This is a genomic window from Mycobacterium sp. shizuoka-1, assembly GCF_002723835.1.
Taxonomy (GTDB): Bacteria; Actinomycetota; Actinomycetes; order Mycobacteriales; family Mycobacteriaceae; genus Mycobacterium.
Genome location: NZ_BEWG01000019.1, coordinates 20,820 through 46,695 on the forward strand (window position 1 = coordinate 20,820; position 25,876 = coordinate 46,695).

A 25,876-nucleotide genomic window follows, 5' to 3' on the forward strand; every position below is an offset into this window, starting at 1 on the left:
AGTCTGACGGTGCCGTCAACCCCGATTCTGCCAGGCCGTCCGAGTGACTACCGCGGGATCGCCACGCCGCCTACGCTTTCCAGACAGATCTCAGTGAGGGGGCGCGGTGGCCGACAATCTCACGGTCGATGTCCACGGGCTGATCCGTGGTGGTCGCGATATCGGCGAGCAGGCGACCGTGCTGTCGGCGTCGCATCGGCAGTCCATCGTCGGCCTAAGTGACTCCGAATCCGGATGGGTGGGCTCGTCGGCGGATGCGCTGGTACAGATGGCCGGTGCGTGGCAGCGAGTAGCCGACACCCACCACACCGCACTCGCCGAGCAGGGCGCGCACGTCGTCGAAGCGGGCCGGGTGTTCGCAGCGATGGATGAGCGCGCCGCCGGCGAACTCGAGCGCGTCGCCGACTAGAGCACCGCGGTCAACAGCAGAATCGGGATGAACACGGCTTCGAAGGCCGCCACCCCCAGGAACGCGTAGAACGCGCCACGGGCGACATGCCCATGGTTCGTGAACGGGAGTACCGCGGCTGCCCCGGCGACCACAGCGGGAAACAACGGGGCGAACGGCCATAAGTATCCGAGTGTCAGCACCACGGATGTGAAACCCAGGAACAACCCGATCAGCAACGCGACCGGATGCTGCTCGAGTGCCGGCGTGTCGGGTGAAGCAGGCGGATGAGTCACGGCCGTCACCCTTTCCAGAAGATGACCACTACACCGGGCAGCATTGCGAGCAGCGGCGCCAGACCGGTCAAGGGGGCGAGGACCAAGCCCATGCCGAAGTCGCGGCCGGGTGAACTGGTGGCCCGGCGGTACATCGACACCCCCGCGATGACCACCACCGCTGCGGTGACACACAACTCGGCCACCACAATCGCAGAGCCCTTCGAGCCCAGGATCGCCCCGGCGGTCAACCCCCAGAACACTCCACCACCGACGGCGCCGATCAGGGTCGCTCGTCGCCAGTCGACGACCGGACGTGTCATATCAGCCCCTCCGTCGTCGTGCGGTCGATGCAGGCACCCGGCTCGCCCATCGATCGACTGTCGAACTCACCATTCCCATTTCTCCTCGGTATCTAGCGCGATGGAAGGAACTCGTCGCTCCGAAGCGGGGTATGCACCCGGACGACGGGGACCTCGGCTGACGTCGCCGGACCGAACGGGGTGAAGTTCTCCGGCGGCACGATCCAGATCGGCGGCGTGCTCGGTGCGGGCGCGAGGCCATGCACCGGCCCGAGCTGTGGCGGCTCGAAACGCGGAAGGACGCTGGTGAAACTCGTGACGACGGTGGGATCCCCGACGTCTTTGTGGGGCAGCAGACCGAACAGTGGTCCGGATGCATCCGCGGTGAGGCTGGGCCACGACTGCAACAGCGGCGCGGTGGTGCCGTTGCGGTCGCTGTAGATCTCGAGCGCCGGAAAGCTGGTGACCGTGCCGCCCACCCGCGGCCCGTCGGCCTCAGGGCGGATACCGAGCGTTCCGTTGACACTGAACGGGACGGCCTTGGCCACTCGTTCCCCGCCGGGGGAGAACGGGTCTGCGGCGTTGTAGCGCAGGAGCACCGCACCGTTCGCCTGTTGTACGGCCGAGATGTTGGGTGTGCCGGCCCGCACCTGTCCGGTGTCGGCGTTCACCGAGGGATTCTGGCGGGCGACGATGATCCCGTTCTCGAAATCGGTATAGATCGAGACCCGTGATGCCTCGGGAACGACGGACGGGTCGAAGCCGCGGTTGTCACCGAGGTTGTTGTCGTAGGGCATCAACTGACCGGTGAACAACGGTGACTCGAGCGCAGGTGCCCACACGTCCGCACTGGGAATGAACAAATTGGTGCGCACGACCCCTTGGCCCGGGACCGGCTTGATCCGAGCCACGACGACAGTGGCGTCGACCCCGTCGTTCTTCGGGTCGTAGCTGTGCGGGTCGAGCGCGGCGGCGGTCGCCCAGTCCGCGTCGGAGAGCGGGTCGCGGCCGAATGTCCTTCGAAATGACGCGATTTGGTTCTGACGTTGCGCGGAGTCCGGCGTCAGCGGCGCTGCGGCACTCTCGCCGTCGGCCATCGCGGTGGCCGATCTGGCCACCGCCGAGGCGAGGTGCCGATCGGTCCAGTCGGCCTGCCGCAGTAGGTCGACGATCGCGTCGTGAACGATCTGCAGGTGGCGCTCGTCTTCGGCGCCCTCCTCGGGATCGGCCGACGGGAAACACTCCAGCGTTTCGGTGGCGACGTCGATCGTGATGCCCCACCGGTCGGCCAGCCGCTGGATACGGGTCCATTCCGCCTTGATGGACTCCACCTGGGAGGCCCACGACAACACCTCCCGCCCGGTTTGGTCGCACTCGTCGGCGTGCTCGCGCAGGTCTGTGCCGATCTCCCGGGCCTTGGCAACCACCCTTTCCCTGGACACGCCACGCCAGACGAGGCTGGCCACAATCGCCCGTTGAGACCGGGCGATATCGCGAAAGTGGTTCGCGCGGTTGGCCGCCGCCGCTGCGACATCGCGGACCGATGCCGGCTTCCACCGGTCCAGGTCAGCCAACGACATGCTCACGAGCAGCAAACGTAATCGCGGTGCCGCGATCGCGGTATTCACCCTGTGGCGCGATGTGGTGCCCGGGGCGGGCGGGACGGCTGACATCCCCGGGAACAAATCCGGACGCCCTGCCGTTGACCGTCTCGACAACTTGAGTGAATAAGACTCAACTCTGGCTTGACAGCCGCCTACCGGCGGGGGCAGGCTTGAGCCTGGTTCGCTCAGACCCAAAGACGTAACTATCAGGAGGATTCATCATGGCTCGTGCGGTCGGCATCGACCTCGGGACCACCAACTCCGTCGTAGCGGTACTGGAGGGTGGCGACCCGGTCGTCGTCGCCAACTCCGAAGGGTCCCGCACCACGCCGTCGGTGGTCGCGTTTGCGCGCAACGGCGAAGTGCTGGTCGGCCAGCCCGCCAAGAACCAGGCAGTGACCAACGTCGACCGGACCATCCGTTCGGTCAAGCGGCATATGGGCACCGACTGGTCCGTCGAAATCGACGGCAAGGACTACACCGCCCAGGAGATCAGCGCCCGCGTGCTGATGAAGCTGAAGCGGGACGCCGAAAGCTACCTCGGCGAAGACATCACCGACGCGGTCATCACCGTGCCCGCCTACTTCAACGACGCCCAGCGTCAGGCCACCAAGGAAGCCGGCCAGATCGCCGGCCTCAACGTGCTGCGCATCGTCAACGAACCGACCGCGGCGGCGCTGGCCTACGGCCTGGACAAGGGCAGCAAGGAACAGACCATCCTGGTCTTCGACCTCGGTGGCGGCACGTTCGACGTCTCGCTGCTGGAGATCGGCGACGGTGTCGTCGAGGTCCGCGCGACCTCGGGCGACAACCACCTCGGCGGCGACGACTGGGACGACCGGATCGTCGAATGGCTGGTCGACAAGTTCAAGGGCACCAGCGGCATCGACCTCACCAAGGACAAGATGGCCATGCAGCGGCTTCGGGAAGCCGCTGAGAAGGCCAAGATCGAGCTGAGCTCCAGCGGGAGCACCTCGATCAACCTGCCCTACATCACCGTCGACGCCGACAAGAACCCGCTGTTCCTCGACGAGCAGCTGACCCGCTCGGAATTCCAGAAGATCACCCAGGATCTGCTCGACCGCACCCGTCAGCCGTTCCAGTCCGTGATCAAGGACGCCGGCATCTCGGTGTCCGACATCGACCACGTGGTGCTGGTGGGTGGTTCCACCCGCATGCCCGCGGTGACCGATCTGGTCAAGGAACTCACCGGCGGCAAGGAGCCCAACAAGGGCGTCAACCCGGACGAAGTGGTGGCCGTCGGTGCCGCCCTGCAGGCCGGTGTCCTCAAGGGTGAGGTCAAGGACGTTCTGCTGCTGGACGTCACCCCGCTGAGTCTCGGCATCGAGACCAAGGGCGGTGTGATGACCAAGCTGATCGAGCGCAACACCACGATCCCGACCAAGCGGTCGGAGACCTTCACCACCGCCGACGACAACCAGCCGTCGGTGCAGATCCAGGTCTTCCAGGGTGAGCGCGAGATCGCGGCGCACAACAAGCTGCTCGGCTCCTTCGAGCTGACCGGCATCCCGCCGGCCCCGCGCGGCGTGCCCCAGATCGAGGTGACGTTCGACATCGACGCCAACGGCATCGTGCACGTCACCGCCAAGGACAAGGGCACCGGCAAGGAGAACACGATCAAGATCCAGGAAGGCTCCGGCCTGTCCAAGGAGGAGATCGACCGGATGATCAAGGACGCCGAGGCGCACGCCGAGGAGGACCGCAAGCGTCGCGAAGAAGCCGACGTCCGCAACCAGGCCGAGTCGCTGGTCTACCAGACGGAGAAGTTCGTCTCCGAGCAGCGCGGGACCGAAGGCGGATCGAAGGTACCCGAGGACACCTTGGCCAAGGTCGACTCCGCGATCGCCGACGCCAAGACGGCATTGGCCGGCACCGACATCGGTGCGATCAAGTCCGCCATGGAGAAGCTGGGCCAGGAGAGCCAGGCTCTCGGGCAGGCCATCTATGAGGCCACCCAGGCCGACCAGGCTGCCGGCCCGTCGGGCGGCTCGTCCGCCGACGACGTCGTGGACGCCGAGGTCGTGGATGACGATGATCAGGAGCGCAAGTGAGTGAAGGTCGCGAGGACGAACCGGTAACTGTCACCGACAAGCGCCGAATCGACCCCCAGACCGGAGAAGTTCGTGAAGCCTCCGGCCCGGCCCCCAGTGGGCCGGCGCCGGGGGAATTCGCGGGCGAAACGCCGGAGGAGTCGGACAAAGCCGCTGAACTGCTCGGTGACCTGCAGCGAGTGCAGGCCGATTTCGCCAACTACCGCAAGCGCGCGCTGCGCGATCAGCAAGTCGCCGGCGAGCGCGCCAAGGCCGCCGTGGTGAGCCAATTGCTGCCCATCCTCGACGACCTGGACCGGGCGCGCAGCCACGGCGACCTCGAGACCAGTCCGCTGAAGTCGGTCGCCGACAAGCTCACGGCCGCACTGGCCGGGCTGGGTCTGACGGCCTTCGGCGCCGAGGGCGACGAGTTCGACCCGTCGCTGCACGAAGCCGTGCAGCACGAGGGTGAGGGCTCCAAGCCGGTACTCGGCACGGTGATGCGGCAGGGCTACCGACTCGGTGAGCAGGTGCTGCGGCACGCGCTCGTCGGGGTGGTCGACACCGTCCCGGATGGATCCGGCGCAGGCGACACGCCCGCCAACGGCGAGCAGACCGGCGCGCAGAACGCAGAATCGAATTAACGCGGAATCGGATCAACAACATGACCATCGGTGAGAGGAGGTGACGCGGCATGGTTCAACGAGAATGGGTCGAGAAAGACTTCTACAAGGTGCTCGGCGTCTCCTCTGACGCCAGCGAGGACGAGATCAAGCGGGTGGCCCGCAAGCTGCTCGCGGAGAATCACCCCGACCGCAACCCGGACGACAAGGCCGCCGACGAACGCTACAAAGAGGTCGGCGAGGCCAGGGATGTGCTGACCGACCCGGCCAAGCGCAAGGAGTACGACGAGACCCGCCGGCTGTTCGCCGGCGGGGGCTTCCGCCGCGGCAACGGCAGCGGCGGCGGTTTCGGCGGCTTCAGCGGTTACGGGGCCGATGGTGGGGAGTTCAATCTCAACGATCTGTTCGACACCGCCGGCCAGACCGGCGGGACGAATATCGGCGACCTGTTCGGTGGCCTGTTCGGCCGCGGCGCCCCGCCGCGACCGAGTCGGCCACGGCGCGGCAAGGACCTGGAGACCGAGACCGAACTGGACTTCGTCGAGGCCACCAAGGGCGCCCAGGTCACGCTGCGGCTGACCAGCCCGGCGCCGTGCACGAATTGCCATGGCAGCGGCGCACGTCCGGGCACCAGCCCGAAGGTGTGTCCCACCTGCAACGGTGCCGGCGTCATCAACCGCAACCAGGGTGCGTTCGGGTTCTCCGAGCCGTGCACCGACTGCCGGGGGAGCGGCTCGATCATCGAGCATCCGTGCGATGAGTGCCGCGGCACCGGGGTGACCACCCGCACGCGCACGATCAACGTCCGGATTCCCGCTGGCGTGGAGAACGGCCAGCGCATCCGGCTGGCCGGCCAGGGTGAGGCCGGGCTGCGCGGTGCACCCTCAGGTGACCTGTACGTCACCGTGCACGTGCGCCCGGACAAGGTGTTCGGTCGTGACGGTGACGACCTGACTGTGACCGTCCCGGTGAGCTTCACCGAACTCGCCCTGGGGACAACGCTGTCCATCCCCACTCTGGAAGGCAAGGTCGGTGTGCGGGTACCCAAGGGCACCGCCGACGGCCGGATCCTGCGGGTGCGCGGACGCGGTGTGCCTAAACGCGACGGCGGTCACGGCGACCTGTTGGTCACCGTCAAGGTCGCGGTGCCGCCCAACCTCGAAGGCCAGGCCCTCGAGGCGCTGGAAGCGTACGCGGCCGCCGAGCGGGCCAGCGGTTTCGACCCGCGGGCGGGATGGGCGGGTAACCGCTGATGGCCAGTTCGGACGAAGCCCGGACGTTCCTGATCTCGGTGGCCGCCGAGCTGGCCGGCATGCACGCGCAGACGCTGCGCACCTATGACCGGCTCGGACTGGTCAGTCCCCGGCGCAGTTCCGGTGGCGGACGGCGCTATTCCGAACGTGACGTCGAGCTGCTGCGTGAAGTCCAGCGGCTGTCGCAGGACGAGGGCGTCAACCTGGCCGGCATCAAGAGGATCATCGAGCTGACCAATCAGGTCGAGGCGCTGCAGGCCCGCGTCGAGGAGCTGATGGACGAGCTGGAGTCCTCGCGCGCCAACCAGCGTCGTGACCTGGCCGTGGTGCCCAAGAGCACCGCACTGGTGGTCTGGAAGCCGCGGCGGTAGCGCCTGGCTGGCTCAGCGCACCCGGACCGTGAACGCGGACGTCGCCGGCCGGCCCGGTGCCGCCGTTGCGTAGCCACCCGTGCGCAGCGCGTTGGTCGGCGCCGTCATCGGCTCGATCGCGACCACGTCGTCAGTGGCCGGCGCGAAGATCTGCGCCGCGGGAAAGCCGTGGTCGTAGATCACCTCGATGCGGCGACCGCCGCCGCCCAGAGCGAACACCGCGCCCTGCGGTACGGCGTCGAATCCGTCGTCAAATGTCTTGTCGCCCAGCTCTTCCGAATGCGCCGGCCACTCCCGGTCCGCTCCGGTGGGAATGCCCCGATCGTCGACCAGCAGATGGCGCATCGGCGGAGTCTGCAGAGTCCACTGCGATCGCGGCACTCCGGGAATGGTCAGATACGGATGGAATCCGTAGCACAGCGGGACGTCCGCCGCGGCGGTCGCGGTGACCGTCGTCTGCACCGTGAGCGCCCGCCCGGCCAGCGTGATGTCGAGCGTGACGACATGCGGGAACGGGAAGCTGGCGAGCAGTCGCGGCTGGCCGCCGAAGTCCAGGTCCGCCGTCAGCCGGTTTCCGGACTGCTCGGTGACCTGCCAGCCCGGGTCGCCGGCGAGGATCCCGTGGATCACCTGCCCGTGCTCGTCGGCGTGCACCCCGCCGACGCCGAGCGTCAGGGTCACCGCCGCGCCGCCGTCGATGTCATATCCATTGGCGCTCAACCGATTCGCCCACGGGTACAGAATCGGGATGCCGAACGTCTTGGCGTCGGACAGATAGGCCTGCAGGCCGCGGCGCTGCCCCAGCAGCTCGACCCCGCCGTCGGACAGCGAAGTGCACACCATGCCGGCCGCCGGCACGAACGTGGCGGTCAGCGCGGAGGACGGATCATGCAGGACGACGGACGGCAGCTCAGCCACCGTCGAAGTCTATCGGTGCGCGCCGATGTAGTTCGACAGGTCGTCGATGGTGCGCAGCGAGGCGTACTGCGACTCCGGGATGTCGACTTCGAAGCGCTTGTGCAGCCGAACCAAGAAGTTCAGCCAGTCCATCGAGTCCAGGTCCACCTGATCGCGCAACAGCTCGGTGTCGGACAGATCGCCCTCCTCGATCTCCGGTGCGATGCTGAGCAGCTCTTCCACGATCTGATCGCGGATGCCGGTTTCGCTCACGTCGGACTCCCTTCTCGCGGTTACAGGTCCTGCGGCTGCTGCAGCAGCCGATTGATCTCGGCCAGGAACAGCGCACCGCGATGGCCGTCACTGGCGCGATGGTCGGCGGCCAGGCTGGCCTGAACCGTGGTGGCGACCCGGATGCCGCCGTCGACCACCACGACGCGTTGGGCGGGCCTGCCGAACCCGACCAACGCCACCTGCGGCGGATAGATGACGCCGAACACGGCATCGACACCCTTGTCCCCGAGATTGGTCACGGTGATGGTCGGGTCCGACATCTCCGAGCTGCGCAGCGAACCGGACCTGGCCCGGGCCACCAGGTCGGTCAGGTCGACCATCAGCTCGTCGAGTTTCTTCTCGTTGACGTCGTGGATCGCCGGGGCGACCAGCCCGCCGCCGCGCAGTGAGATCGCCACGCCGACATGGACTCCGGTCGATGGCTGGTAGCCCTCGTCGCGCCAGAAGCCGTTGAACTCGGTGAACCGCTGCGCGGCCAGGGCGACGGCCTTGAGTTGCAGGACGGCCGGCAGTAGCCGCTCGGTGATCGGCCGGTTGACGTTCTGCTCGGTCAGCCAGGTCAATGCGCTGTCCAGGATGATCTCGTCGGCCAGGTAGTAGTGCGGGATCTCCCGTTTCGAGCGGCTCATCGCCGCCGCGATCGACACCCGCATCGCCTCGCCGCGCGCCTTGGCCTTCTGGGCGGCGGTCATCGGTTCGGCCGCCGGCTCGGTCGCCCGTGGGGGCGGCGGCTTGGGCTCTTCGTGATGTTTGGTGGCCGCGGCGTGTTCGACGTCTTGCAGCGTGATCGCACCCTGCGGACCGGTCCCGGTCACCGCAGCCAGGTCGACGCCGAGCGCGGCGGCGGTGCGTCGCGCCACCGGAGAGACCCACAGCCGATGGCCGACCGGGGCCGCCTGCGCCGCCACCAGGGTGGGCGCCGGCCGCGCGACGACGGCCTGCGGTCGGATGGCCTGTGGGGTCGGCGCGGCGGCGCGAGGTTCGGCATTCTCGCCGGCTTCCAGAATGGTGGCCAGCGGTGCGCCGACGGCGACGGTCTGACCCACCGGAACCAGCAGCTCGCCGATCACGCCGTCGTGCCAGCATTCGATTTCGACTGCGGCTTTGGTGGTTTCTACGACCGCGACGATCTGCCCGCGGTGCACGGTGTCGCCCGGCTGCACCATCCACTCGTCGAGGGTGCCCTCGTCCATGTCGGCCCCGAGCGCGGGCATGGTGAACTCGATCATGCGGTGCCCATCGCCGACTCGCCGGAATCTCCGAACAGGGCGCGCACCGCGGCCACGATCTTGTCGGGCTGCGGCAACGCGGCCTCCTCGAGATGTTTGGCGTAGGGGATCGGCACCTCGGCGGTGCACACCCGGCCGACCGGGGCGTCGAGGTCGTAGAACGCGCCTTCCATGATCCGGGCGCTGATCTCGCCGGCCAGACTGCCGGTGCGCCAGCCCTCGTCGACCACCACGGCACGGTGCGTCGCGCGTACCGACGCCAGAACGGTGGCATCGTCCAGCGGCCGCAGAACCCGAAGATCGACCACCTCGCAGTCGATTCCGTTCTGCGCCAGCTGCTCGGCCGCGTCGAGGACCTTGGGCAGGCTGCCGCCGTAGGTGATCAGGGTCGCGTCGGTTCCGGTGCGGCGCACAGCGGCCTTGGCGATATCGGTGGGTACCAGTTCGTCGAGATCGGTCGAGGCGTTGTACAACCCGACGTGCTCGAAGATCACCACCGGGTCGGGGTTGCTCATCGCGGTGCGCAGCATGCCGTACGCGTCGGCCACGGTGGCCGGCGCCAGTACGGTGATCCCGGGGATGTGGGCATACCAGTTCTCCAGGCTGTGCGAATGCTGTGCGGCCAGTTGACGTCCCGCGCCGGTGGCCATTCGCACCACCAGCGGCACGGAGAACTGCCCGTTGGACATGTGCCGCAATGTCGACGCGGTGTTCACGATCTGATCTAGTGCCAGCAGGCTGAAGTTGACCGTCATCACCTCGACGATGGGCCGCAGGCCGCCCAGCGCGGCGCCGATCCCGATACCGACGAAGCCGAGCTCCGAGATCGGGGTGTCGCGGATGCGGTCCGGTCCGAACTCCTCGAGCAGTCCCTTCGACACCGCGTACGTGCCGCCGTACCGGCCGACGTCCTCACCGAGCAGCACCACGCGGTCGTCGGCGCGCATCGCCTCGGCAATGGCATCGTGCACCGCACTGCGGTAGGTGGCTTTCACGAGACCACCTGCGCAACACCCGGTGTCATGACGTCACGGGTGAGCTCGTCGATGCCCTCCAATGTTCCCGCCTCGGCGTACGCGACGGCGTCGGCCAGTTCGGTGGCCACCGCCTGCTCGATTGCGTCGATGTCCTCGGCGTTCAGCACCCCCTGGGCGAGGCAGCTGTCGGTGAATGTCCGGATCGGGTCGTGCTCACGCCACTTCTGCACCTCGGCCTTGTCCCGGTAGAGCTCGGGATCGAACATCGAGTGCGGCCGGAACCGGTAGGTCTGGAACTCCAGGAAGAACGGGCCGCCCTGGGTGCGCACCTGGTCGACCGCGTCCCGCATCGCCTGATGGCTGGCCAGGACATCCATCCCGTCGGTGCTGGCGGCCGGGATCCGATACGACTCGGCCAGCACACACAGGTCGACGTCGGACAGTTCCCGTTCGATCGAGGTGCCCATCGCGTAGCGGTTGTTCTCGCAACAGAACAGCACCGGCAGCCGCCACAGCTGCGCCATGTTCATCGTCTCGTGGAACGCGCCCTCGGCGATGGCGCCGTCACCGAAGTAGCACGCTGTCACCCGGTTTCGCTTCAACTGCGCGTCGGCGAACGCCAGACCCGCGGCGGTGGGAAGGCCGCCGGCCACGATCGCGTTGCCGCCGTAGAACCGCCGGCTCGCGTCGAACAGGTGCATGGAGCCGCCGCGTCCCCCGGAACAGCCCTCGCGCTTGCCGAACATCTCGGCCATGATCCTGGTCATCGGGATACCCCGCAGCAGGGCGTGGGCGTGCTCGCGATAGGTGGCGATCACGGCGTCGTCGTCCTCGAGTACCCGCAGCGACCCCGCCGCCACTGCTTCTTCGCCGACATAGAGATGCAGGAAGCCGCGGATCTTCCCGGCGCTGTAGAGTTCGGCGCACTTCTCCTCCATGCGCCGCACCCGGATCATGTCGGTCAGCAGTGCGCGCTGAAGGCCCGGCTCGGTCACGCCGTCACCCCCGCCGGACTCTCCACGGTCGAGGTGTCGCCCTCGGGCAGACCGAGTTCGCGGGCTTTGAGCAGCCGGCGCATGATCTTTCCGGAGCGGGTGTGCGGCAGCGAGTCGACGAAGTCGATCTCCTTGGGCGCCACCGCGGCCCCCAGGCGCTTGCGTGCGTGCCCCATCAGGTCGCGGCGCAGATCGTCGTCGCCGGTGTAGCCGGACTTCAGGGTGACGAAGGCCTTGACCAACTCGCCGTAGGTCGGATCGGGCTTGCCGATCACGGCGGCCTCGGCGACCGCGGGATGGTCGGTCAACACGTTCTCCACCTCGAACGGGCCGATCAGGTGTCCGGATGCCTTGATGACGTCGTCGGCACGCCCGACGAACCACAGGTAGCCGTCGGCGTCGCGCTTGACCAGATCGCCCGACAGGTAGAGATCGCCGTGAAAGCTCTTGCGGTAGCGCTCTTCCTGGTTCAGGTAGCCGCGGAACATCGACGGCCAGCCCAGCCGGAGTGCGAGTTCCCCCTCCACGTCGGGCTCCTCGATGACCCGCACCGCGCCGGTCTCCTGGTCGTGGTCGACCACGCAGGCCTCCACACCCGGCAGGGGCCGGCCCATCGAGCCGGGTTTGATGTCGAACGCGGGCGTATTGGCCACCATGATGCCGCCGGTCTCGGTCTGCCACCAGTTGTCGTGAATCGGCAAGCCCAGCACTCGTTTTCCCCACCACACCGCCTCGGCGTTGAGCGGTTCGCCCACGCTGGCGATGAAGCGCAGGGCGGGGAAGTGGTAGCGAGCGGGCAGTTCCGGGCCGGCCTTGATCAGCATCCGGATCGCGGTCGGCGCGGTGTACCACACCGTCACCTGCTGGCCGGCCAAGATCTCATACCAGCGCTGCGCGTCGAACTCCGCCTCGTCGATGATCGAGGTGACGCCGTGCAGCAGCGGTGCGATGATCCCGTAGGACGTTCCGGTGACCCAGCCCGGATCTGCTGTGCACCAATAGATGTCGTCGGGGTGTAGGTCCAGCGCGTAGAGTCCGGTGAGGTAGTGCATGGCCACCGCCCCGTGGACGTGCTGGGCGCCCTTGGGGGTCCCGGTGGTCCCACTGGTGAAGTGCAGCAGGGAGGGATCATCGGCGGTGGTGTGCTCGATCGGCGCGTCGTCGCCGGCGGCGTCCATCAGCCGGTGAAAGTTCTCGGTGCCCGCCACGTCGTCGCCGACCACCAGAACGTGCCGCACCGAAGGCAGGTCGGCGCGAATCTTGGCGATCTTGCGTTTGTAGATCGCCGCAGTGGTGACGATGACGTCGGCGGCTCCGATGTTGACCCGGGTGGCGATCGGTTCCGGGCCGAATGCCGAGAACAACGGTGACACCACGCTGCCGTTGCGCAACGCGCCGAGCATGCTGACGTAGAGTTCCGGGACCCGGCCCATGATGACGAAGACCCGGTCGCCCTTCCCGATTCCCAAGCCCCGCAACACATTGGTGAACTTTCGGGTCAGCCTGCCCAGCTCGCGATAGCTGACGTCGGTTGCGGTCAATTCCGGAATGTCGGCCAGGAAGCGCAGTGCGGTGCGGTCGGCGTCGGGTCCTTCGGCGTGCCGGTCGACGGCGGCGTAGGCGATGTTGCAGCCACCGCCGCCCATCGCGGCGCACGGGTCGGGCACGGCCGACCAGCTGAACTCTGCGCGGGTCTGCTCGTAGTCGGTGAGGTTGGGGGCGACCTTGAGGTCCCCGGTGCCCTTGCTGATGACGTCCATGGCTGTCCCTAGTGCTGCGGTGGCGCCAGCACGCCGTGGCGGCGGGCCCGCCCCAGGTTCGCCATCACCCGGTCCAGGACGGCCGCATACGCCGCGCCGTCTTTCAGGATGTCGGTGCGGTCCTGGTGGCGGAGGTAGGCGTCGAGCCGCCGTTCCAGTGACCAGTCCCAATAGATGCGTCCGGTGTACGGCGAGCACAGGAATTCCCAAGCGACGGCGTCGAGTTCGCAGTCATCGGTCTCGTCTGCCAGGCCAGCAGGCGTCATCTCAACCCCTCCAGTACCACCCCCCGTAGTGATGCTCGTCTCACCCGTAACGGCGGGAAAGGGACGAAAGTCACAGAAGTCGTGGTCCCAGGGCTCAACCCACCAGCGGGTCGTGCTGGATGCGCCCAGGCGGTGCACCCTTGGCGACCAGTGCGTCATAGGTGGCGCGCACCATCGCCGGACCGCCGCAGATCAGGATCTGGCGATCGCCCCAGCCGCCGTAGCGGCTGACCACCTCGGGCAATCGTCCGGTCTGTCGCACGTGCAGGCCGCGCGGCGGCTGGACGTCGGGATAGTCGGCCGCCCACGGCGGATCGCCGGCGTACTCCGACACCGGCGACACCGACAACCACGGGTTGGACGCGGCGATCTCCCACAGCGTCCGCAGGTCGTAGAGCTCGCAGGGATAGCGGGCGCCGAAGAACAGATGCACGCGCGGGTTGTCCCCGAACCGGCACATGTCCATGATCAGCGCGCGCAGCGGCGCCAGCCCGGTGCTGCCGGCCACCATCAGCACGTCGTCGGAGCCGCGGTCGACCTCCAGCCCGCCGTGCGGGCTCGACAGCCGCCACCGGTCGCCGGGCCTGGTCTCGGCCACCATCGAGTTGCTCACCATGCCGCCCACGACGGCGCGCACATGGAACTCGATGAAGCCGTCCGGATCGGCGGGCATGGCGGGGGACAAGAACCGCCACCTGCGCGGCCACTGGGGGATCTGAACGTTGACGTACTGGCCTGGGTGGTACGGCATCGGGCGGTCCAGGTGCAGCCGGACCACCGCGATGTCGCGGGACACCCGGTGGTGTTCGACGACGGTGCCGTCCCACCACGCGGGGCCGTCCTCGGCGTCGGCCGCCCCGGACATGATCCCGGTGATCAGGTTGATGGCCTGGGTGGCGGCGTCGTCGACCGCCGGTGTCCACCTGTCGATCAGGTGACTGCGCATCGTGGCGTACCAGGCTTGCCGCATGGTCTCGTAATGCTGCTGGGTGACACCGTATTTGCGGTGGTCTCGGCCGAGCTGCGCGAGGAACGCCACCGGAGCCTGGGCCCGCTGGGCGACGAACTCGCCGAACACCCAGTGCATGGCCTGGCCGAACGCCGCGCGCTGAGGCGCCAGTTCGGGCGGGAACAGGTCACGCACGTGCGGATCGACGGCGAACCACCGGGTGTAGAGGCGGCGCAGCAGGGCGTCGGAGCCGGCCTCGGCGTCGCCCGAATCCGCGAAGGCGGCCTGCAGCACCGTCAGCGCGTCACGATCCTCGAGGCCCACTCCGGCGATCTTAGGCGCGTCGGTTACAGGCCGTGGATGCCCTTGTACAGCACCACCAGGCCGATGACGAGCACGATCGCGGCCACCAGCGCCGCGTGCTGCTCCTCCATCCAGTTCTTCAGCTTGGTCAGCGGCTCGTCGAGCCGCTCGCCGGCCACCAGGTAGGCCAGCACGGGCAGCGCCACCGATGAGGCTGCCACCGCGGTGAACACCGCATCGGCCGTCCAGGCTCCCGCGGTGCCCAGCCCCGCCGACCCGATCGCCAAACCGGCTGCGGCGCACATCAACAGCACCTTGGGGTTGACGACCACCAGGACGATCGCTGTGACGAAGGCACGCATGGGGCGGATGCTCGTCATCGATGTCAGCCAGCCGGGGGTGTGACTCGAACGGTTCCTGGTGAACCACCGGTAGAGCCCGAACACGACCAGACCCGCGCCGATCGCGATGCGGACGTACGGTGCCCAGGCCGGCTGACTGTTGAGTCCGCCCAGCGCGTTGGACACCAGCACGAACCCCGCGGTCAGGCCGCCGATGCCCAGCACCCAGCCCACCAGGAACGCCACACTCGTGGGCCGCGGCGCGGGTGTGTGCAGCATCAGGATGCCCGGGATGATCGTCAGCGGGGACAGGGTGATCACCAACGCCAGGGGGATCAGTTCAGCCAGCTCCGCGCCAAGGCTGGTCGTCACGGGCGCCTCCTGGCGATAGTCGGACAACGTGCGGCCACGGCTGACCGTACTATCTCTGCCCGTGGGCAAGGATGCCGACGAGGAAAAGGGTGACGACGGCCACGATGGTCAGCAGACCACCCTGATCTACGTCTCCGGGGTGGCAATGATCGTGCTGCTCGCGATGCTGGTCTACGCGGTGATGGACACCGCGGAGGATGCCCAGCGGCCCGAGGGCCCGGTGACGTACGCGCCCGCGATCTCCACCACGACGACCACCACCCGCACGACCACCGGGACGACGACGTCCTCGCCGCGGGTTTCCACGACCGACATGAACCCCACCTCGGGGCCGCCGCCGTCACCGTCGGAGACCGCAGGCGAGCTGACGATTCCCCCGGAGACCTCGGAACCGGACTCTTCCAGCGCCACGACGACGGTGACGCTGACCAACCCCTACGCCACCACCTCGGCGCCGAACGCGGGACGCACCTAGCCCCATGAGTGCAGCCACCGTCGTCACGATCTTCCATCCGTCACAGGACTCCGCGGACTTCACCGCCTGGGCAGGCGAATTGCGTGCCACCGCAGCGGAGTCCACCGAATTCCGGATCTCGGTGCTGGGCAATCCGCATCTGGACTGGGGTATCGCGGTGACGTTCGCCAGCGCGCGGGCACTGCATCACTGGCTGGACAGCGCGGCCCGGCAGCGCCTGCTCGAGGTCGGCAGGAAGCGCGGAATTCTTTGTGCCACAGCCGATATGGTGATCGTCGAGGATGGCGGGGTGCCGGCGGGTGTCGGCTTCTTCCGGCACACCGTGGCCGGCGACCGCATCGACGAGTTCGTGGCCGCCGAGGCGCAGTTGGCCGAACTGAGCGCACGCTTCAGCGGGTTCGAAGGGTGTTGCACGTTCGCGCCGGTCACCGGCGGCGAGTCGTTCGCGGTGCTGCGGTTTCGCACCGAACACCAGCTCGTGACGTGGCTGGAGTCCCCGGAGCGGGCGGCCGCCCTCGGGCCGCTGCGGCAGAGCTTGGTGCGGGAATTCTCGCTGGTGTCGTCGACGACGACGTTCGGCAGCACGGTGCGCACCGAGAACGGTCGCACCGCGGTCACCCCCAGGTGGAAGACCGCGATGCTGATCCTGCTGGTGCTCTACCCGACGGTGATGCTGTTGTCGCGATTCCTGGGGCCGATCCTCGACGCGCACGGCGCCCCGCCCTGGTTGGCGATGTGGCTGAGCCAGGTGGTCAGCGTCGCCGTGCTGCAGTGGGTCCTGATGCCGTGGGCGGGGCGGTGGTTCCGCCGCTGGCTCGACCCGATCGACGGTGCCGCAACCCGCACCAGCGTGCTGGGCGCAGGGGTGCTGGTCGTCGGTTACCTGATCACGCTGGGCGTGTTCGCGGCGGTGCGCTGGCTGCAGTACTGGGATTTTTCGCCGACTTAACCCGACCGGCTCTTGAGCGTCCAGCCCGGCACCCAGTGGGTGACCGCCTTGCGTTTGGGGCCATAGGCGATCTCGTAGGTGACCAGGCCCCACCAGTCGCCCTGCTCGCAGAGCCCCCAGCAGGACAGCGTCCCGGTCACGACCTTGTGCATCTGCAGGCCGTGCGGGTGGTAGCGGCCGGTCCGGTGCGGTTGGCGGGGGAACAGCACGGTGAGATCGATGAGGACCGGCAGCGGTGGGCACACCGGGCGGAACGGCGGCCGCAGTGGCTGGCCGTTGTAGCCGATCGAGGTGAGCTCACCCACTGATCGATCATATGTTCGAACCCGATTGTGTCCACCCCTGCCGGGCGCTCACGCCAGGTCTGCGCTGACGGCCCGCAGTTTGCGGTGTGTTCCGCCGTACGGCTCGGCAGCCGGCAAAAGCCCCTTGCCGATCTTGGTGACCGCGCTGTAGTTCACGTCGACCACGTTGGCCAGCGGGGACAGGCACAGTTGACTGCACAGCTGGTAGGCGTCGATCGTGCTCAACCCGTACAGTTCCTCGAGCCAGCGCACCATCTCGACCTGGCTGCACCGCCAGGCGTCCTCGAGCGGACGTGCCGAGCCCACCGTGAGCAGGGCGTCGTCGTGCTCGAAGCGTGGCCAGGCCGGCGCGCCGCCCTTGATCAGGTCGACCACCAGGGTCACGTTCATCGCACCCTCGAGCGCCGTGCCGCAGGTTTCTCCCTCGCCCTGGCGGTAGTGGCCGTCGCCGACCGAGAACAGCGCACCCTCGACGTTCACGCCGAGGTAGACCGTCGTGCCCGCACGCAGCTCGGGGGTGTCCATGTTGCCGCCGAAGTAGTCCGGGACCAGGGTGGTGCGGACTTCCCGCAGCGCGGGCGCGACGCCGACCGTGCCCATCATCGGAGCCAGCGGGATGTCGAGGGTGAAGTCGCTCTCGTGGGCGGTGAAGGTGGCGGTGCCCAGTGCTCGGTCGACCCGGTAGATCCAGGCCAGCTCGGGCAGCGGCGGCTGCAGGGTGGCGGTGCGGTCGGTGCCGGTGAGCGCGCCGAACAGGGGGATCGTGGTCGAGGCGGCCCAGTCCCTGGCCGGCTCGATGGACACGAAATGCAGTGCCAGGGTGTCGCCCACCTCGGCGCCGGTGACGTAGAACGGCCCGGTCTGGGGGTTGAGCTCCTTGATGTTGAGGACCCGGCTGGGTTTGTCGGTGCTGGAGGTGACCCGTCCGGCGAAGGCGTCCTCGGTCCACAGCCGCATCGCGGTTCCGGGTGAGACCTCCAGCACCGGTTCGGCGCCGCCGAACGTCCAGACGTATTGGTCGCGGGTGGGGGTGAACTCAACGATGCGCATCGACCGTCCTCGGGGTGAGCACGCGGGGCAGCAATGCGGCGAACACGGTCCCGAGCACCAGCCACATCAGTGCCTGGGTCAGCAACGAGAAGAGCCGGAAGTCGGCGAGCAGTGCGGCCGGGAAGTGGTCGGACACCTCGTCGAAGTGGGGTAGCGCCAGTGCGACCAGGGTGACGCCGATCAGATAACCCCAGCCGGCGACCGCGACCGCCGACCAGGTGCCCAGCCGTGGGCTCAGCCGGGCGGCCAGCGCGACGGCGACGATCGCCAGCCCCACCGAAACCAGCAGCAGTACCAGGTACGCGGTGGTGCGGGCACCGATGGTGTCGGCCATGCCGACGCCGGGTGGGTTGGCCGGAAAGCGGATCGCCGGGACCAGGTTGACCGCGACGAAGCCGGTGGCGGCCAGACCGCTGACCATCCACCGCGGATCGGCCACTGCCCCTCGTCGGGTCAGGTGCATGGACACGGTCGCCACTGCGACCGCGAACAGCGCGCCCAGGACGACGGCGAACATCACCGTGCCGACGCCGGCGCCGACGTTCTCCTGCAGGGCGCGGCTGAAGATCTCGTGCTCCTCGCCGTGGGCGTGTGTCTCGCCGTGGCCGATCGCCTGATCGACCAGCGGTGAGACCAGGACGCGCGCGAAGCCGAACGCCGCGATCCCGCCTGCCAGCCCGGCGGTGAGGCCGAGGCCGATGATCCTGTTCATCAGGGCGCCTTTCAGTGGCAGGGGAAGCCGAGCAGATGCCGGGCGTCGTGGACGAACTCGTGGACGTGGGTGTCGGACCCGAACACCGACACCGCACCCTGATCGAAACCGATGAAGTAGAAGGCGATCAAGGCCAGCACGGTGGTCACCGTCAACTGCAGGGCGATGCCGGTGGTGGTGGAGTCGGGCAGCTCGAGCGTCGCGCCGTGCTGCACGGCGGACTGTCCGGCGGTCGAAGACATCAGGTTCCTCTCGGTAATTACTTCCAGATTGCAAATATTGCGCTCGCTCTGAATACCTGGCGGAGTTCCGACGGGTCAACCGGTGGAGGGCGATCGGGCCGAGCCGAAATCCAGGTTTAACAATCAAGCCGCGGGGAGTAAATCCTGTGTTACGCATGGCGGTACGGATTGCGCTGCAGCACCGGCGGTGCGCATAGTTCCAGATGAAAGTATTACGACCGTGAACTAATGATGGGAGATCGGCATATGCACGGTCCACATGATCTGGGTGGGCGCGACGGCATCGGGCCCGTCGCCACCGAATTCCTCGAGCCGGGAATCCCGGACTGGCGCTATCCGTTCGAGGGCCGGATGCACGCGGTGACCGCGATGGCCATCGCCAAGGGTGCGTTCAACCTCGACGAGCAGCGCCACGGCATCGAGCTGATGAAGTGGAGCGAGTACCTGGACTCCACCTACTACGCGCACTGGCTTTTCTCGGTGGAAAAGCTGCTCAACGACAAGGGCTACATCTCGCACGAGGAGATCGACGAGCGGATGCGCGAGCTGGGCGCTCCGTCGATGACCGCGCATCCGCAGAAGCCGGAGACGCTCTCCCCGTTCGCCCAGCAGATGATCGACATCCTGTGGAAGGGCACCCCACACGATCTACCCGCCGAGACACCCCCGCGCTATGCCGTCGGGGAGAAGGTGTGCGTACGCAACATCAACGAGGTGACCCACAACCGGCTGCCCGGTTACCTCAACCGCGTGCCCGGCGTGATCGCCAAGCAGTACGGCGCTTTTCACGATCCCGCCGACAGCGCGCACAAGCAGATCGACACGCCCCACCAGCTCTACATGGTCAAGTTCAGCTCGGTCGATCTGTGGGGTGCCGAGGCGGTCGAAGACTTCAACCTGTACGCCGATCTGTTCGAGAACTACCTCGAACCGGCCTGAGATTAGGAGAGATGAGCGAAATGGACTGGCTGTCTTTGTCTGACGTCGAGGCGCGGGTGAATGCGCTCGAGTCGCTGATGGTCGAGAAGGGCCTGGCCGAACACGAGGCGGTCGACGCCGTGGTGGCGTCCTTCGAGAACGACATGGGGCCGATCAACGGCGCCAAGGTCGTCGCGCGGGCCTGGACCGAACCTGAATACCGCGAATGGTTGTTGCGCGATGCCACCGCGGCGATTGCCGACATGGGGTTCACCGGCCTGCAGACCGAGCACATGGTGGCGGTCGAGAACACCGACGACCGGCACAACGTCGTGGTCTGCACGTTGTGCTCGTGCTATCCGTGGACGCTGCTCGGCATTCCGCCGGCCTGGTTCAAGTATCCGCAGTACCGGGCGCGGGTGGTCAAGGACCCGCGCAGCGTGCTCGGCGAGTTCGGGGTCGAACTGCCCGACGAGGTCAAGATCGACGTCTGGGACAGCAGCGCCGAGATCCGCTATCTGGTGATCCCGCAGCGGCCCAAAGGGACCGAGGACATGACCGTCGACGAGCTGATCCCGCTGATCAACCGAGACTCGATGGTCGGGACCGCGCTCGCCTCTGCACCGGGGAGCGCGTAGATGACCGCGACACTGGATCGGTTCGACGATCTCGGCAGCACGATCGCCCTACCTCGCTCCAACGGCGAGCTGATCTTCGACGCACCCTGGCAGGGAAGGCTTTTCGGACTCGTGGTGCACCTGTGCGAGTCCGGGGCGTTCGAGTGGGACGAGTTCAAGGCGCACCTGATCGCGGCGATCGGTGACTCCGGCATCGACGAGACCTGTGATCCCGGTGTCTATTACCGGCAGTTCGGTGAGGCGTTCTGCCGACTGGCCGCGCAGAAGAACTTCTTCGACACCGATCAGCTCCAGGCGCGCACCGCCGTCGAGGCGCAGGTGCTGGCCCATGGCGATCATGACCATGACCACGATCACGACCTCCACCACTGAGACAGAGAGGGATTCGAAGACAATGTCGAAGATCTCTTCGCTGGCCGTCAGTGTCGGGGTGCTGGGCATGGTGTCGACACTGATGACCGCCACGGTGTGGAAGTTGCCGGTCTGGGTGCTGTTCTTGGCCTGGGCGTCCTTCTTCTTCGTGGGCTCGGGACTTCCCGGGCTGCTGAAGTCGGTGGCCTGCAACTGGACCGGCATCGCCATCGCGACGGCTACGCTGCTGTCGGTGTCCCATACGTCCAGCCCCGTTCTGGTCGCAATCGCGGTGGGAATAGGCAGTTTCGCGATGGTGCAGGTTTCGCGGCTTGCCTGGGTGTCGGCCGCGCCGGCCATCGTGTTCGGGTTCGCCATGACGGTCGGAACCATTGCGGCGACGGGAAACTCCGTCACCACCGTGGGCGTGTCGAATCCGGCGTTGATCGCCGCGACCACCGCACTCGTCGGCGCCGGGTTCGGGGTGGCCTCCCAGTGGGGTGCCGCGGCGCTGGAGACGCTCACCCAGTCCATGGGCCTGCGGCGCGCGGTGCAGTGAGATACGCTGCCCCGCAAAGAAGTTGTCCTCTCAAAAGCGATCAAGAGCCAGGAGCGTCGTGCTGACGTCGACGAGCAATCTGGAAAGCATTGCCGAAGTGTTCTTTCGCGCTGAACGCCGCTGGGTCGACGCGCTGTGCAACGGCCTGCTGGACGCCGAGGTCAACACCGTCGAGGGCTGGCGGGTCCTCGGCGCGCTGCGCACCGGTGACGGCTTCACGATGAGTGACATCTCGGCGGCGATGTCGATCCCGCCGCCGACGTTGACCCGCATCGTCGACAAGCTCGTCGACGGCGGTCTGGTGCTTCGCCGGGTCGACGCGACGGATCGCCGCCGGGTGCTGGTGCACCTGTCGGCGCGCGGCAAAGCCAAGGTCCGCAAGCTCACCAAACAGGAGTCCGGGCTCAAGGCGGCGCTCGTCGACGAGCTCGGCGAGGAGAACGCCGTGCAGTTCATCCGCACCCTGGCGCGCGTCGGCGAGCTGTTTTCCAGCCCGTGAACGGTCGTGCAACGCGGTAGTAACGCGACCGGCCGACGATGGTGATCGTGGTGATCGTGGTGGTCGCGATGCAGGTGGACGGAGGCCGATGGGGCAACTGACATCCGCGATCAACGTCGCCCTGGTCATCCCGCGCTCGGGATCGGCAGGCATCTACGGGCCGTCGTGTGAGGCCTGCGCAGAGTTGGCCATCGCCGACGTGAACGCCACCACCGGCGTGCTGGGGCGAGCGGTCCGGCTGGTGCCGGTGGACGGCAGCAGACCCCCGGCCGTGGTCGCCGCCGACATCGCCCGACTGGTCGATGTGGGCGCCATCGACGCGGTCACCGGCTGGCACATCTCCCCGGTGCGACAGGCGATCGCCCGGGTGACCGCGGGCCGGGTGCCGTATGTGTACGGGCCGCTCTACGAAGGCGGCGAGCGCACCGCGGGCCTGTTCCTCACCGGTGAGACGCCGTCGCGCCAGCTGCTGCCTGCGATGGACTGGATGGCTGACGAACACGGTGTCGATCGCTGGATCGTGATCGGGAACGACTATGTGTGGCCCCGGCAGACCGGGGCCGCGGCTGCGGGGCATGCCCGCGCCCAGGGCACCCCGCTGGTTGGCGAGAGCTACGTGCCGTTGGGCACCGAGGATTTCTCGGCGACCATCCGCGAGGTCGAGATCAGTGGCGCGACCGGGGTGGTGCTGCTGCTCGTCGGACGCGACGGCGTGCTGTTCAACCGGCAGTTCGCCGCGGCCGGACTGGACACGGCGGTGCCGCGGCTGAGCCCGCACGTCGAAGAGAACATGCTGATGGCCAGCGGCAGCGAGAGCAACCGCGGGTTGTTTGCGGCGGCCGGCTACTTCGAGGCGCTGCACACCACCGCCAGCATGGATTTCGCCGCGCACTACTACGCCACGTTCGGACCGGCGGCTCCCGCGCTGAACAGCATCGGGGAATCCTGCTACGAGGCCATCACCTTGTTGATCGCGCTGGTGTCGCGCGCCGGCTCGCTGGCGGTGGCCGACCTGATGGCGGCGGCCGGTGGCCTGACCTACATCAGTCCGCGTGGCGAAGTCACGATGCACGGCAATCAGCTGAGCCAGGACGTCTACGTCGCCGAGGCGATCGACCTCGATTTCGAGATTCGGGCGCGCATCTCTGCCGCCTGAGCCAATTGGTGCCAAAAGCCTCTTGGGTTCAGTGTTGCGGATTCGTTAAACTTGAGCGGAACAGACTCAAGATTGACGGCGTTGTAAACCTCGACAAGCTTTTCTCGACAGAAACGGAGGTGTCGTGGACTCTTTCAACCCGACAACCAAGACTCAGGCGGCGCTGACCGCGGCGTTGCAGGCTGCCAGCGCGGCCGGCAACCCAGAGATCAGGCCCGCCCACCTGCTGTTGGCGCTGCTCACGCAGGCCGACGGCATCGCTGCGCCGTTGCTCGAGGCTGTCGGTGTCGATCCCGCGACGATCCGCACCGAAGCGCAGCGGCTGGTCGACCGGCTGCCGTCGAGCAGCGGTGCGACCTCGCAGCCCCAGCTCTCGCGCGAGTCGCTGGCGGCGATCACCGCGGCCCAGCAACTGGCCACCGAGATGGACGACGAATACGTCTCCACCGAGCACCTGATGGTCGGCTTGGCCACCGGTGATTCGGACACCGCCAAGCTGCTCACCGGCCATGGCGCGTCCCCGCAAGCCCTGCGGGAGGCGTTCGTCAAGGTACGCGGCAGCGCCCGGGTCACCAGCCCGGACCCCGAGGCCAGCTATCAGGCGCTGGAGAAGTACTCCACCGACCTGACCGCGCGGGCCCGGGAGGGCAAGCTCGATCCGGTCATCGGGCGCGACAACGAGATCCGTCGCGTCATCCAGGTGCTGAGCCGCCGGACCAAGAACAACCCGGTCCTCATCGGCGAGCCCGGCGTCGGCAAGACGGCGATCGTCGAGGGGCTGGCGTCGCGGATCGTGGCCGGCGACGTGCCGGAGAGCCTGCGCGACAAGACCGTCATCTCCCTGGACCTCGGCTCGATGGTGGCCGGCGCCAAGTATCGCGGTGAGTTCGAGGAGCGGCTCAAGGCCGTGCTCGACGACATCAAGAACTCGGCCGGCCAGATCATCACCTTCATCGACGAGCTGCACACCATCGTCGGCGCCGGCGCCACCGGCGAAGGCGCGATGGATGCCGGCAACATGATCAAGCCGATGCTGGCTCGTGGCGAGCTCCGGCTGGTCGGCGCGACCACCCTCGACGAGTACCGCAAGTACATCGAGAAGGACGCCGCCCTCGAGCGCCGGTTCCAGCAGGTGCTGGTCGGCGAACCCTCGGTGGAGGACACCGTCGGCATCCTGCGCGGCCTCAAGGACCGCTACGAGGTGCACCACGGCGTGCAGATCACCGACTCGGCGCTGGTCGCGGCGGCCACCCTGAGTGACCGCTACATCACCAGCCGGTTCCTGCCCGACAAGGCCATCGACCTGGTCGACGAGGCCGCGTCCCGGCTGCGCATGGAGATCGACTCGCGGCCCGTCGAGGTCGACGAGGTCGAGCGGCTGGTCCGCCGGCTCGAGATCGAGGAGATGGCGCTGGCCAACGAGGAAGACGCCGCGTCCAAGGAACGCCTCGAGAAGCTGCGCGCCGAATTGGCCGACAAGAAGGAAGAGTTGGCCGAGCTGACGACCCGGTGGCAGAACGAGAAGAACGCCATCGACATCGTGCGGGAGTTCAAGGAGCAGCTCGAAGTGCTGCGCGGCGAGGCCGACCGGGCCGAGCGCGACGGCGACCTGGCCAAGGCGGCCGAGCTGCGCTACGGCCGCATCCCCGAGGTCGAGAAGAAGCTCGACGCGGCGCTGCCGACCGCTCAGGCTCGCCAGGACGTGATGCTCAAGGAGCAGGTCGGACCAGACGACATCGCCGACGTCGTGTCGGCGTGGACCGGGATCCCGGCCGGTCGGATGCTCGAGGGGGAGACCGCCAAGCTGCTGCGCATGGAGGAGGAACTGGGCCGCCGCGTCGTCGGGCAGCGCAAGGCCGTGGCGGCCGTCAGCGACGCGGTTCGGCGCAGCCGGGCCGGTGTTGCCGATCCCAACCGTCCGACGGGTTCGTTCCTGTTCCTCGGTCCGACCGGTGTCGGCAAGACCGAGCTGGCCAAGGCGCTGGCCGACTTCCTGTTCGACGACGAACGGGCCATGGTCCGCATCGACATGAGCGAGTACGGCGAGAAGCATTCGGTGGCCCGCCTGGTCGGTGCCCCGCCCGGCTACATCGGCTACGACCAGGGTGGTCAGCTGACCGAGGCGGTGCGGCGTCGTCCGTACACGGTGGTGCTGTTCGACGAGGTCGAGAAGGCCCACCCGGATGTGTTCGACGTGCTGCTGCAGGTGCTCGACGAGGGTCGGCTGACCGACGGTCAGGGGCGCACGGTCGACTTCCGCAACACCATCCTCATCCTGACCTCGAACCTGGGGTCGGGTGGAACCGAGGAGCAGGTGATGGCGGCGGTCCGGGCGGCGTTCAAGCCGGAGTTCATCAACCGCCTCGACGATGTGCTGATGTTCGACGGGCTCAACCCCGAAGAGCTGGTCCAGATCGTCGACATCCAGTTGGCGCAGCTGCAGAAGCGGTTGAGCCAGCGTCGCCTGGAGTTGCAGGTGTCGCTGCCGGCCAAGAAGTGGCTGGCCGATCGCGGGTTCGACCCGGTCTACGGGGCGCGGCCGCTGCGGCGGCTGGTCCAGCAGGCCATCGGTGACCAGCTGGCCAAGCTGTTGCTGGCCGGTGAGGTGCACGACGGCGACGTGGTGCCGGTCAACGTCAGCCCGGACGGCGAGTCGCTGATCCTGGGATGAGCGCTTGCGCGAAGACCGTGAGGCTGGCGTAGTTCCCAACGCCGAACAGACGCAAAGTCGCACGATTCCACCCGGATCGATGCGACTTTGCGTCTGCTCGC

At 67.7% G+C, this 25,876-nt stretch carries 30 protein-coding genes; 14 read left to right on the forward strand and 16 right to left on the reverse strand.

The features are described 5' to 3' along the window. Positions 1 to 106 precede the first annotated feature (106 nt). Positions 107 to 409: a hypothetical protein gene (locus MSZK_RS04880; protein WP_099245404.1), complete on the forward strand. Its 303-nt coding sequence runs from the start codon at positions 107 to 109 to the stop codon at positions 407 to 409. Here MSZK_RS04880 and MSZK_RS04885 read toward each other — a convergent pair. The 3 genes from MSZK_RS04885 to MSZK_RS04895 all read right to left on the reverse strand — a co-directional run bounded on the left by MSZK_RS04885 (position 406) and on the right by MSZK_RS04895 (position 2,545). Then, positions 406 to 684 carry a hypothetical protein gene (locus MSZK_RS04885; protein WP_199203195.1) on the reverse strand — a complete coding sequence of 93 codons (279 nt, stop codon included), beginning with the start codon at positions 682 to 684 and terminating at the stop codon, positions 406 to 408. The two genes, MSZK_RS04880 and MSZK_RS04885, sit on opposite strands and share 4 nt — an antisense overlap. 5 nt (positions 685 to 689) lie before the next feature. Further along, positions 690 to 986 carry a hypothetical protein gene (locus MSZK_RS04890; RefSeq protein WP_099245406.1) on the reverse strand — a complete coding sequence of 99 codons (297 nt, stop codon included), beginning with the start codon at positions 984 to 986 and terminating at the stop codon, positions 690 to 692. Between the two features lie 92 nt (positions 987 to 1,078). Beyond that, positions 1,079 to 2,545, reverse strand: a complete 1,467-nt coding sequence (locus MSZK_RS04895; RefSeq protein ID WP_233211122.1) for a hypothetical protein — start codon at positions 2,543 to 2,545, stop codon at positions 1,079 to 1,081. Positions 2,546 to 2,790: 245 nt separating this feature from the next. Here MSZK_RS04895 and dnaK point away from each other — a divergent pair, with 245 nt between their 5' ends. From dnaK to MSZK_RS04915, 4 genes are read left to right on the forward strand one after another with little or no spacing between them, the layout of a single operon-like run. Next, on the forward strand, positions 2,791 to 4,641 hold the full coding sequence (gene dnaK, locus MSZK_RS04900) for a molecular chaperone DnaK (protein WP_099245410.1): 1,851 nt from the start codon (positions 2,791 to 2,793) through the stop codon (positions 4,639 to 4,641). Then, positions 4,638 to 5,264, forward strand: coding sequence for a nucleotide exchange factor GrpE (grpE, locus tag MSZK_RS04905; RefSeq protein WP_099245412.1), 627 nt, complete (start codon positions 4,638 to 4,640; stop codon positions 5,262 to 5,264). The genes dnaK and grpE overlap by 4 nt, the downstream gene beginning before the upstream one ends. Positions 5,265 to 5,314: 50 nt before the next feature. Then, entirely contained in the window at positions 5,315 to 6,496 is a 1,182-nt protein-coding gene (gene dnaJ, locus MSZK_RS04910; RefSeq protein ID WP_099245414.1) for a molecular chaperone DnaJ, read from the forward strand. Then, entirely contained in the window at positions 6,496 to 6,867 is a 372-nt protein-coding gene (locus MSZK_RS04915) for a heat shock protein transcriptional repressor HspR (protein ID WP_099245416.1), read from the forward strand. The genes dnaJ and MSZK_RS04915 overlap by 1 nt, the downstream gene beginning before the upstream one ends. A gap of 12 nt (positions 6,868 to 6,879) precedes the next feature. On the opposite strand, the gene MSZK_RS04920 is transcribed toward MSZK_RS04915, so the two are convergent. The 9 genes from MSZK_RS04920 to MSZK_RS04960 form a co-directional block, all read right to left on the reverse strand. After that, on the reverse strand, positions 6,880 to 7,785 hold the full coding sequence (locus MSZK_RS04920) for an aldose 1-epimerase (RefSeq protein WP_099245418.1): 906 nt from the start codon (positions 7,783 to 7,785) through the stop codon (positions 6,880 to 6,882). 9 nt (positions 7,786 to 7,794) lie between these two features. Continuing rightward, positions 7,795 to 8,037 (reverse strand): acyl carrier protein, encoded by a 243-nt coding sequence (locus MSZK_RS04925; protein WP_099245420.1) that lies wholly within the window; start codon positions 8,035 to 8,037, stop codon positions 7,795 to 7,797. A gap of 20 nt (positions 8,038 to 8,057) precedes the next feature. Beyond that, positions 8,058 to 9,287 (reverse strand): dihydrolipoamide acetyltransferase family protein, encoded by a 1,230-nt coding sequence (locus MSZK_RS04930; protein ID WP_099245422.1) that lies wholly within the window; start codon positions 9,285 to 9,287, stop codon positions 8,058 to 8,060. After that, on the reverse strand, positions 9,284 to 10,282 hold the full coding sequence (locus tag MSZK_RS04935; protein ID WP_099245424.1) for an alpha-ketoacid dehydrogenase subunit beta: 999 nt from the start codon (positions 10,280 to 10,282) through the stop codon (positions 9,284 to 9,286). Before MSZK_RS04935 ends, MSZK_RS04930 begins: the two co-directional genes overlap by 4 nt. Further along, positions 10,279 to 11,220, reverse strand: coding sequence for a pyruvate dehydrogenase (acetyl-transferring) E1 component subunit alpha (pdhA, locus tag MSZK_RS04940; RefSeq protein WP_199203197.1), 942 nt, complete (start codon positions 11,218 to 11,220; stop codon positions 10,279 to 10,281). Before pdhA ends, MSZK_RS04935 begins: the two co-directional genes overlap by 4 nt. Positions 11,221 to 11,255: 35 nt before the next feature. After that, positions 11,256 to 13,019, reverse strand: a complete 1,764-nt coding sequence (gene acsA / locus MSZK_RS04945) for an acetate--CoA ligase (protein ID WP_099245428.1) — start codon at positions 13,017 to 13,019, stop codon at positions 11,256 to 11,258. 8 nt (positions 13,020 to 13,027) lie between these two features. Further along, entirely contained in the window at positions 13,028 to 13,285 is a 258-nt protein-coding gene (locus tag MSZK_RS04950) for a hypothetical protein (protein WP_099245430.1), read from the reverse strand. Positions 13,286 to 13,379: 94 nt separating this feature from the next. Beyond that, complete coding sequence (locus MSZK_RS04955; RefSeq protein WP_099245432.1) at positions 13,380 to 14,558, reverse strand: FAD-binding oxidoreductase; 1,179 nt, start codon at positions 14,556 to 14,558, stop codon at positions 13,380 to 13,382. A 23-nt stretch (positions 14,559 to 14,581) separates the two neighbouring features. Continuing rightward, positions 14,582 to 15,250 carry a GAP family protein gene (locus MSZK_RS04960; RefSeq protein ID WP_099245434.1) on the reverse strand — a complete coding sequence of 223 codons (669 nt, stop codon included), beginning with the start codon at positions 15,248 to 15,250 and terminating at the stop codon, positions 14,582 to 14,584. 61 nt (positions 15,251 to 15,311) lie between these two features. Between MSZK_RS04960 and MSZK_RS04965 the strand changes: the two genes are divergently transcribed. Next, positions 15,312 to 15,725: a hypothetical protein gene (locus MSZK_RS04965; RefSeq protein ID WP_099245436.1), complete on the forward strand. Its 414-nt coding sequence runs from the start codon at positions 15,312 to 15,314 to the stop codon at positions 15,723 to 15,725. 4 nt (positions 15,726 to 15,729) lie between these two features. Then, positions 15,730 to 16,674, forward strand: a complete 945-nt coding sequence (locus MSZK_RS04970) for an antibiotic biosynthesis monooxygenase (protein WP_099245438.1) — start codon at positions 15,730 to 15,732, stop codon at positions 16,672 to 16,674. Here the strand turns inward: MSZK_RS04970 and MSZK_RS04975 are convergent. From MSZK_RS04975 to MSZK_RS04990, 4 genes are read right to left on the reverse strand one after another with little or no spacing between them, the layout of a single operon-like run. After that, positions 16,671 to 16,979, reverse strand: a complete 309-nt coding sequence (locus MSZK_RS04975; protein ID WP_099245440.1) for a hypothetical protein — start codon at positions 16,977 to 16,979, stop codon at positions 16,671 to 16,673. The two genes, MSZK_RS04970 and MSZK_RS04975, sit on opposite strands and share 4 nt — an antisense overlap. A gap of 48 nt (positions 16,980 to 17,027) precedes the next feature. Then, on the reverse strand, positions 17,028 to 18,029 hold the full coding sequence (locus MSZK_RS04980; protein ID WP_099245442.1) for an acetamidase/formamidase family protein: 1,002 nt from the start codon (positions 18,027 to 18,029) through the stop codon (positions 17,028 to 17,030). Continuing rightward, a complete protein-coding gene (locus tag MSZK_RS04985) occupies positions 18,016 to 18,741 on the reverse strand; it encodes a CbtA family protein (RefSeq protein ID WP_099245444.1) in 726 nt (241 codons plus the stop codon). The genes MSZK_RS04980 and MSZK_RS04985 overlap by 14 nt, the downstream gene beginning before the upstream one ends. Positions 18,742 to 18,752: 11 nt before the next feature. Beyond that, entirely contained in the window at positions 18,753 to 18,983 is a 231-nt protein-coding gene (locus MSZK_RS04990) for a CbtB domain-containing protein (RefSeq protein WP_099245446.1), read from the reverse strand. Positions 18,984 to 19,229: 246 nt separating this feature from the next. Between MSZK_RS04990 and nthB the strand changes: the two genes are divergently transcribed. The 7 genes from nthB to clpB all read left to right on the forward strand — a co-directional run bounded on the left by nthB (position 19,230) and on the right by clpB (position 25,775). After that, positions 19,230 to 19,922: a nitrile hydratase subunit beta gene (gene nthB / locus MSZK_RS04995; protein WP_099245448.1), complete on the forward strand. Its 693-nt coding sequence runs from the start codon at positions 19,230 to 19,232 to the stop codon at positions 19,920 to 19,922. A gap of 20 nt (positions 19,923 to 19,942) precedes the next feature. Beyond that, the gene (gene nthA, locus MSZK_RS05000; protein ID WP_099245524.1) at positions 19,943 to 20,539 is read left to right on the forward strand and encodes a nitrile hydratase subunit alpha; all 597 of its coding nucleotides are present in this window, start codon (positions 19,943 to 19,945) and stop codon (positions 20,537 to 20,539) included. Next, complete coding sequence (locus MSZK_RS05005) at positions 20,540 to 20,911, forward strand: nitrile hydratase accessory protein (RefSeq protein WP_099245450.1); 372 nt, start codon at positions 20,540 to 20,542, stop codon at positions 20,909 to 20,911. 22 nt (positions 20,912 to 20,933) lie between these two features. Then, a complete protein-coding gene (locus MSZK_RS05010) occupies positions 20,934 to 21,449 on the forward strand; it encodes a DUF1097 domain-containing protein (RefSeq protein ID WP_099245452.1) in 516 nt (171 codons plus the stop codon). A 58-nt stretch (positions 21,450 to 21,507) separates the two neighbouring features. Beyond that, on the forward strand, positions 21,508 to 21,948 hold the full coding sequence (locus MSZK_RS05015) for a MarR family winged helix-turn-helix transcriptional regulator (protein WP_233211119.1): 441 nt from the start codon (positions 21,508 to 21,510) through the stop codon (positions 21,946 to 21,948). Between the two features lie 88 nt (positions 21,949 to 22,036). Beyond that, positions 22,037 to 23,104, forward strand: coding sequence for a substrate-binding domain-containing protein (locus MSZK_RS05020; RefSeq protein WP_199203196.1), 1,068 nt, complete (start codon positions 22,037 to 22,039; stop codon positions 23,102 to 23,104). 124 nt (positions 23,105 to 23,228) lie between these two features. Beyond that, positions 23,229 to 25,775 (forward strand): ATP-dependent chaperone ClpB, encoded by a 2,547-nt coding sequence (gene clpB, locus MSZK_RS05025; protein ID WP_099245456.1) that lies wholly within the window; start codon positions 23,229 to 23,231, stop codon positions 25,773 to 25,775. Positions 25,776 to 25,876 lie beyond the last annotated feature (101 nt).

Excerpts from the sequence above, each read along its gene's own strand:
- MSZK_RS04890 (WP_099245406.1), bottom strand. The coding sequence starts at position 986 with ATGACACGTCCGGTCGTCGACTGGCGACGAGCGACCCTGATCGGCGCC.
- pdhA (WP_199203197.1), bottom strand. The coding sequence starts at position 11,220 with ATGATCCGGGTGCGGCGCATGGAGGAGAAGTGCGCCGAACTCTACAGC.
- MSZK_RS04985 (WP_099245444.1), bottom strand. The coding sequence starts at position 18,741 with ATGAACAGGATCATCGGCCTCGGCCTCACCGCCGGGCTGGCAGGCGGG.
- acsA (WP_099245428.1), bottom strand. The coding sequence starts at position 13,019 with ATGGACGTCATCAGCAAGGGCACCGGGGACCTCAAGGTCGCCCCCAAC.
- MSZK_RS04915 (WP_099245416.1), top strand. The coding sequence starts at position 6,496 with ATGGCCAGTTCGGACGAAGCCCGGACGTTCCTGATCTCGGTGGCCGCC.
- MSZK_RS04895 (WP_233211122.1), bottom strand. The coding sequence starts at position 2,545 with ATGTCGTTGGCTGACCTGGACCGGTGGAAGCCGGCATCGGTCCGCGAT.
- MSZK_RS05010 (WP_099245452.1), top strand. The coding sequence starts at position 20,934 with ATGTCGAAGATCTCTTCGCTGGCCGTCAGTGTCGGGGTGCTGGGCATG.
- MSZK_RS05005 (WP_099245450.1), top strand. The coding sequence starts at position 20,540 with ATGACCGCGACACTGGATCGGTTCGACGATCTCGGCAGCACGATCGCC.
- dnaJ (WP_099245414.1), top strand. The coding sequence starts at position 5,315 with ATGGTTCAACGAGAATGGGTCGAGAAAGACTTCTACAAGGTGCTCGGC.
- MSZK_RS04930 (WP_099245422.1), bottom strand. The coding sequence starts at position 9,287 with ATGATCGAGTTCACCATGCCCGCGCTCGGGGCCGACATGGACGAGGGC.
- MSZK_RS04950 (WP_099245430.1), bottom strand. The coding sequence starts at position 13,285 with ATGACGCCTGCTGGCCTGGCAGACGAGACCGATGACTGCGAACTCGAC.
- MSZK_RS04990 (WP_099245446.1), bottom strand. The coding sequence starts at position 18,983 with ATGTCTTCGACCGCCGGACAGTCCGCCGTGCAGCACGGCGCGACGCTC.
- MSZK_RS05020 (WP_199203196.1), top strand. The coding sequence starts at position 22,037 with ATGGGGCAACTGACATCCGCGATCAACGTCGCCCTGGTCATCCCGCGC.
- dnaK (WP_099245410.1), top strand. The coding sequence starts at position 2,791 with ATGGCTCGTGCGGTCGGCATCGACCTCGGGACCACCAACTCCGTCGTA.
- nthA (WP_099245524.1), top strand. The coding sequence starts at position 19,943 with ATGGACTGGCTGTCTTTGTCTGACGTCGAGGCGCGGGTGAATGCGCTC.
- MSZK_RS04980 (WP_099245442.1), bottom strand. The coding sequence starts at position 18,029 with ATGCGCATCGTTGAGTTCACCCCCACCCGCGACCAATACGTCTGGACG.
- nthB (WP_099245448.1), top strand. The coding sequence starts at position 19,230 with ATGCACGGTCCACATGATCTGGGTGGGCGCGACGGCATCGGGCCCGTC.
- MSZK_RS04970 (WP_099245438.1), top strand. The coding sequence starts at position 15,730 with ATGAGTGCAGCCACCGTCGTCACGATCTTCCATCCGTCACAGGACTCC.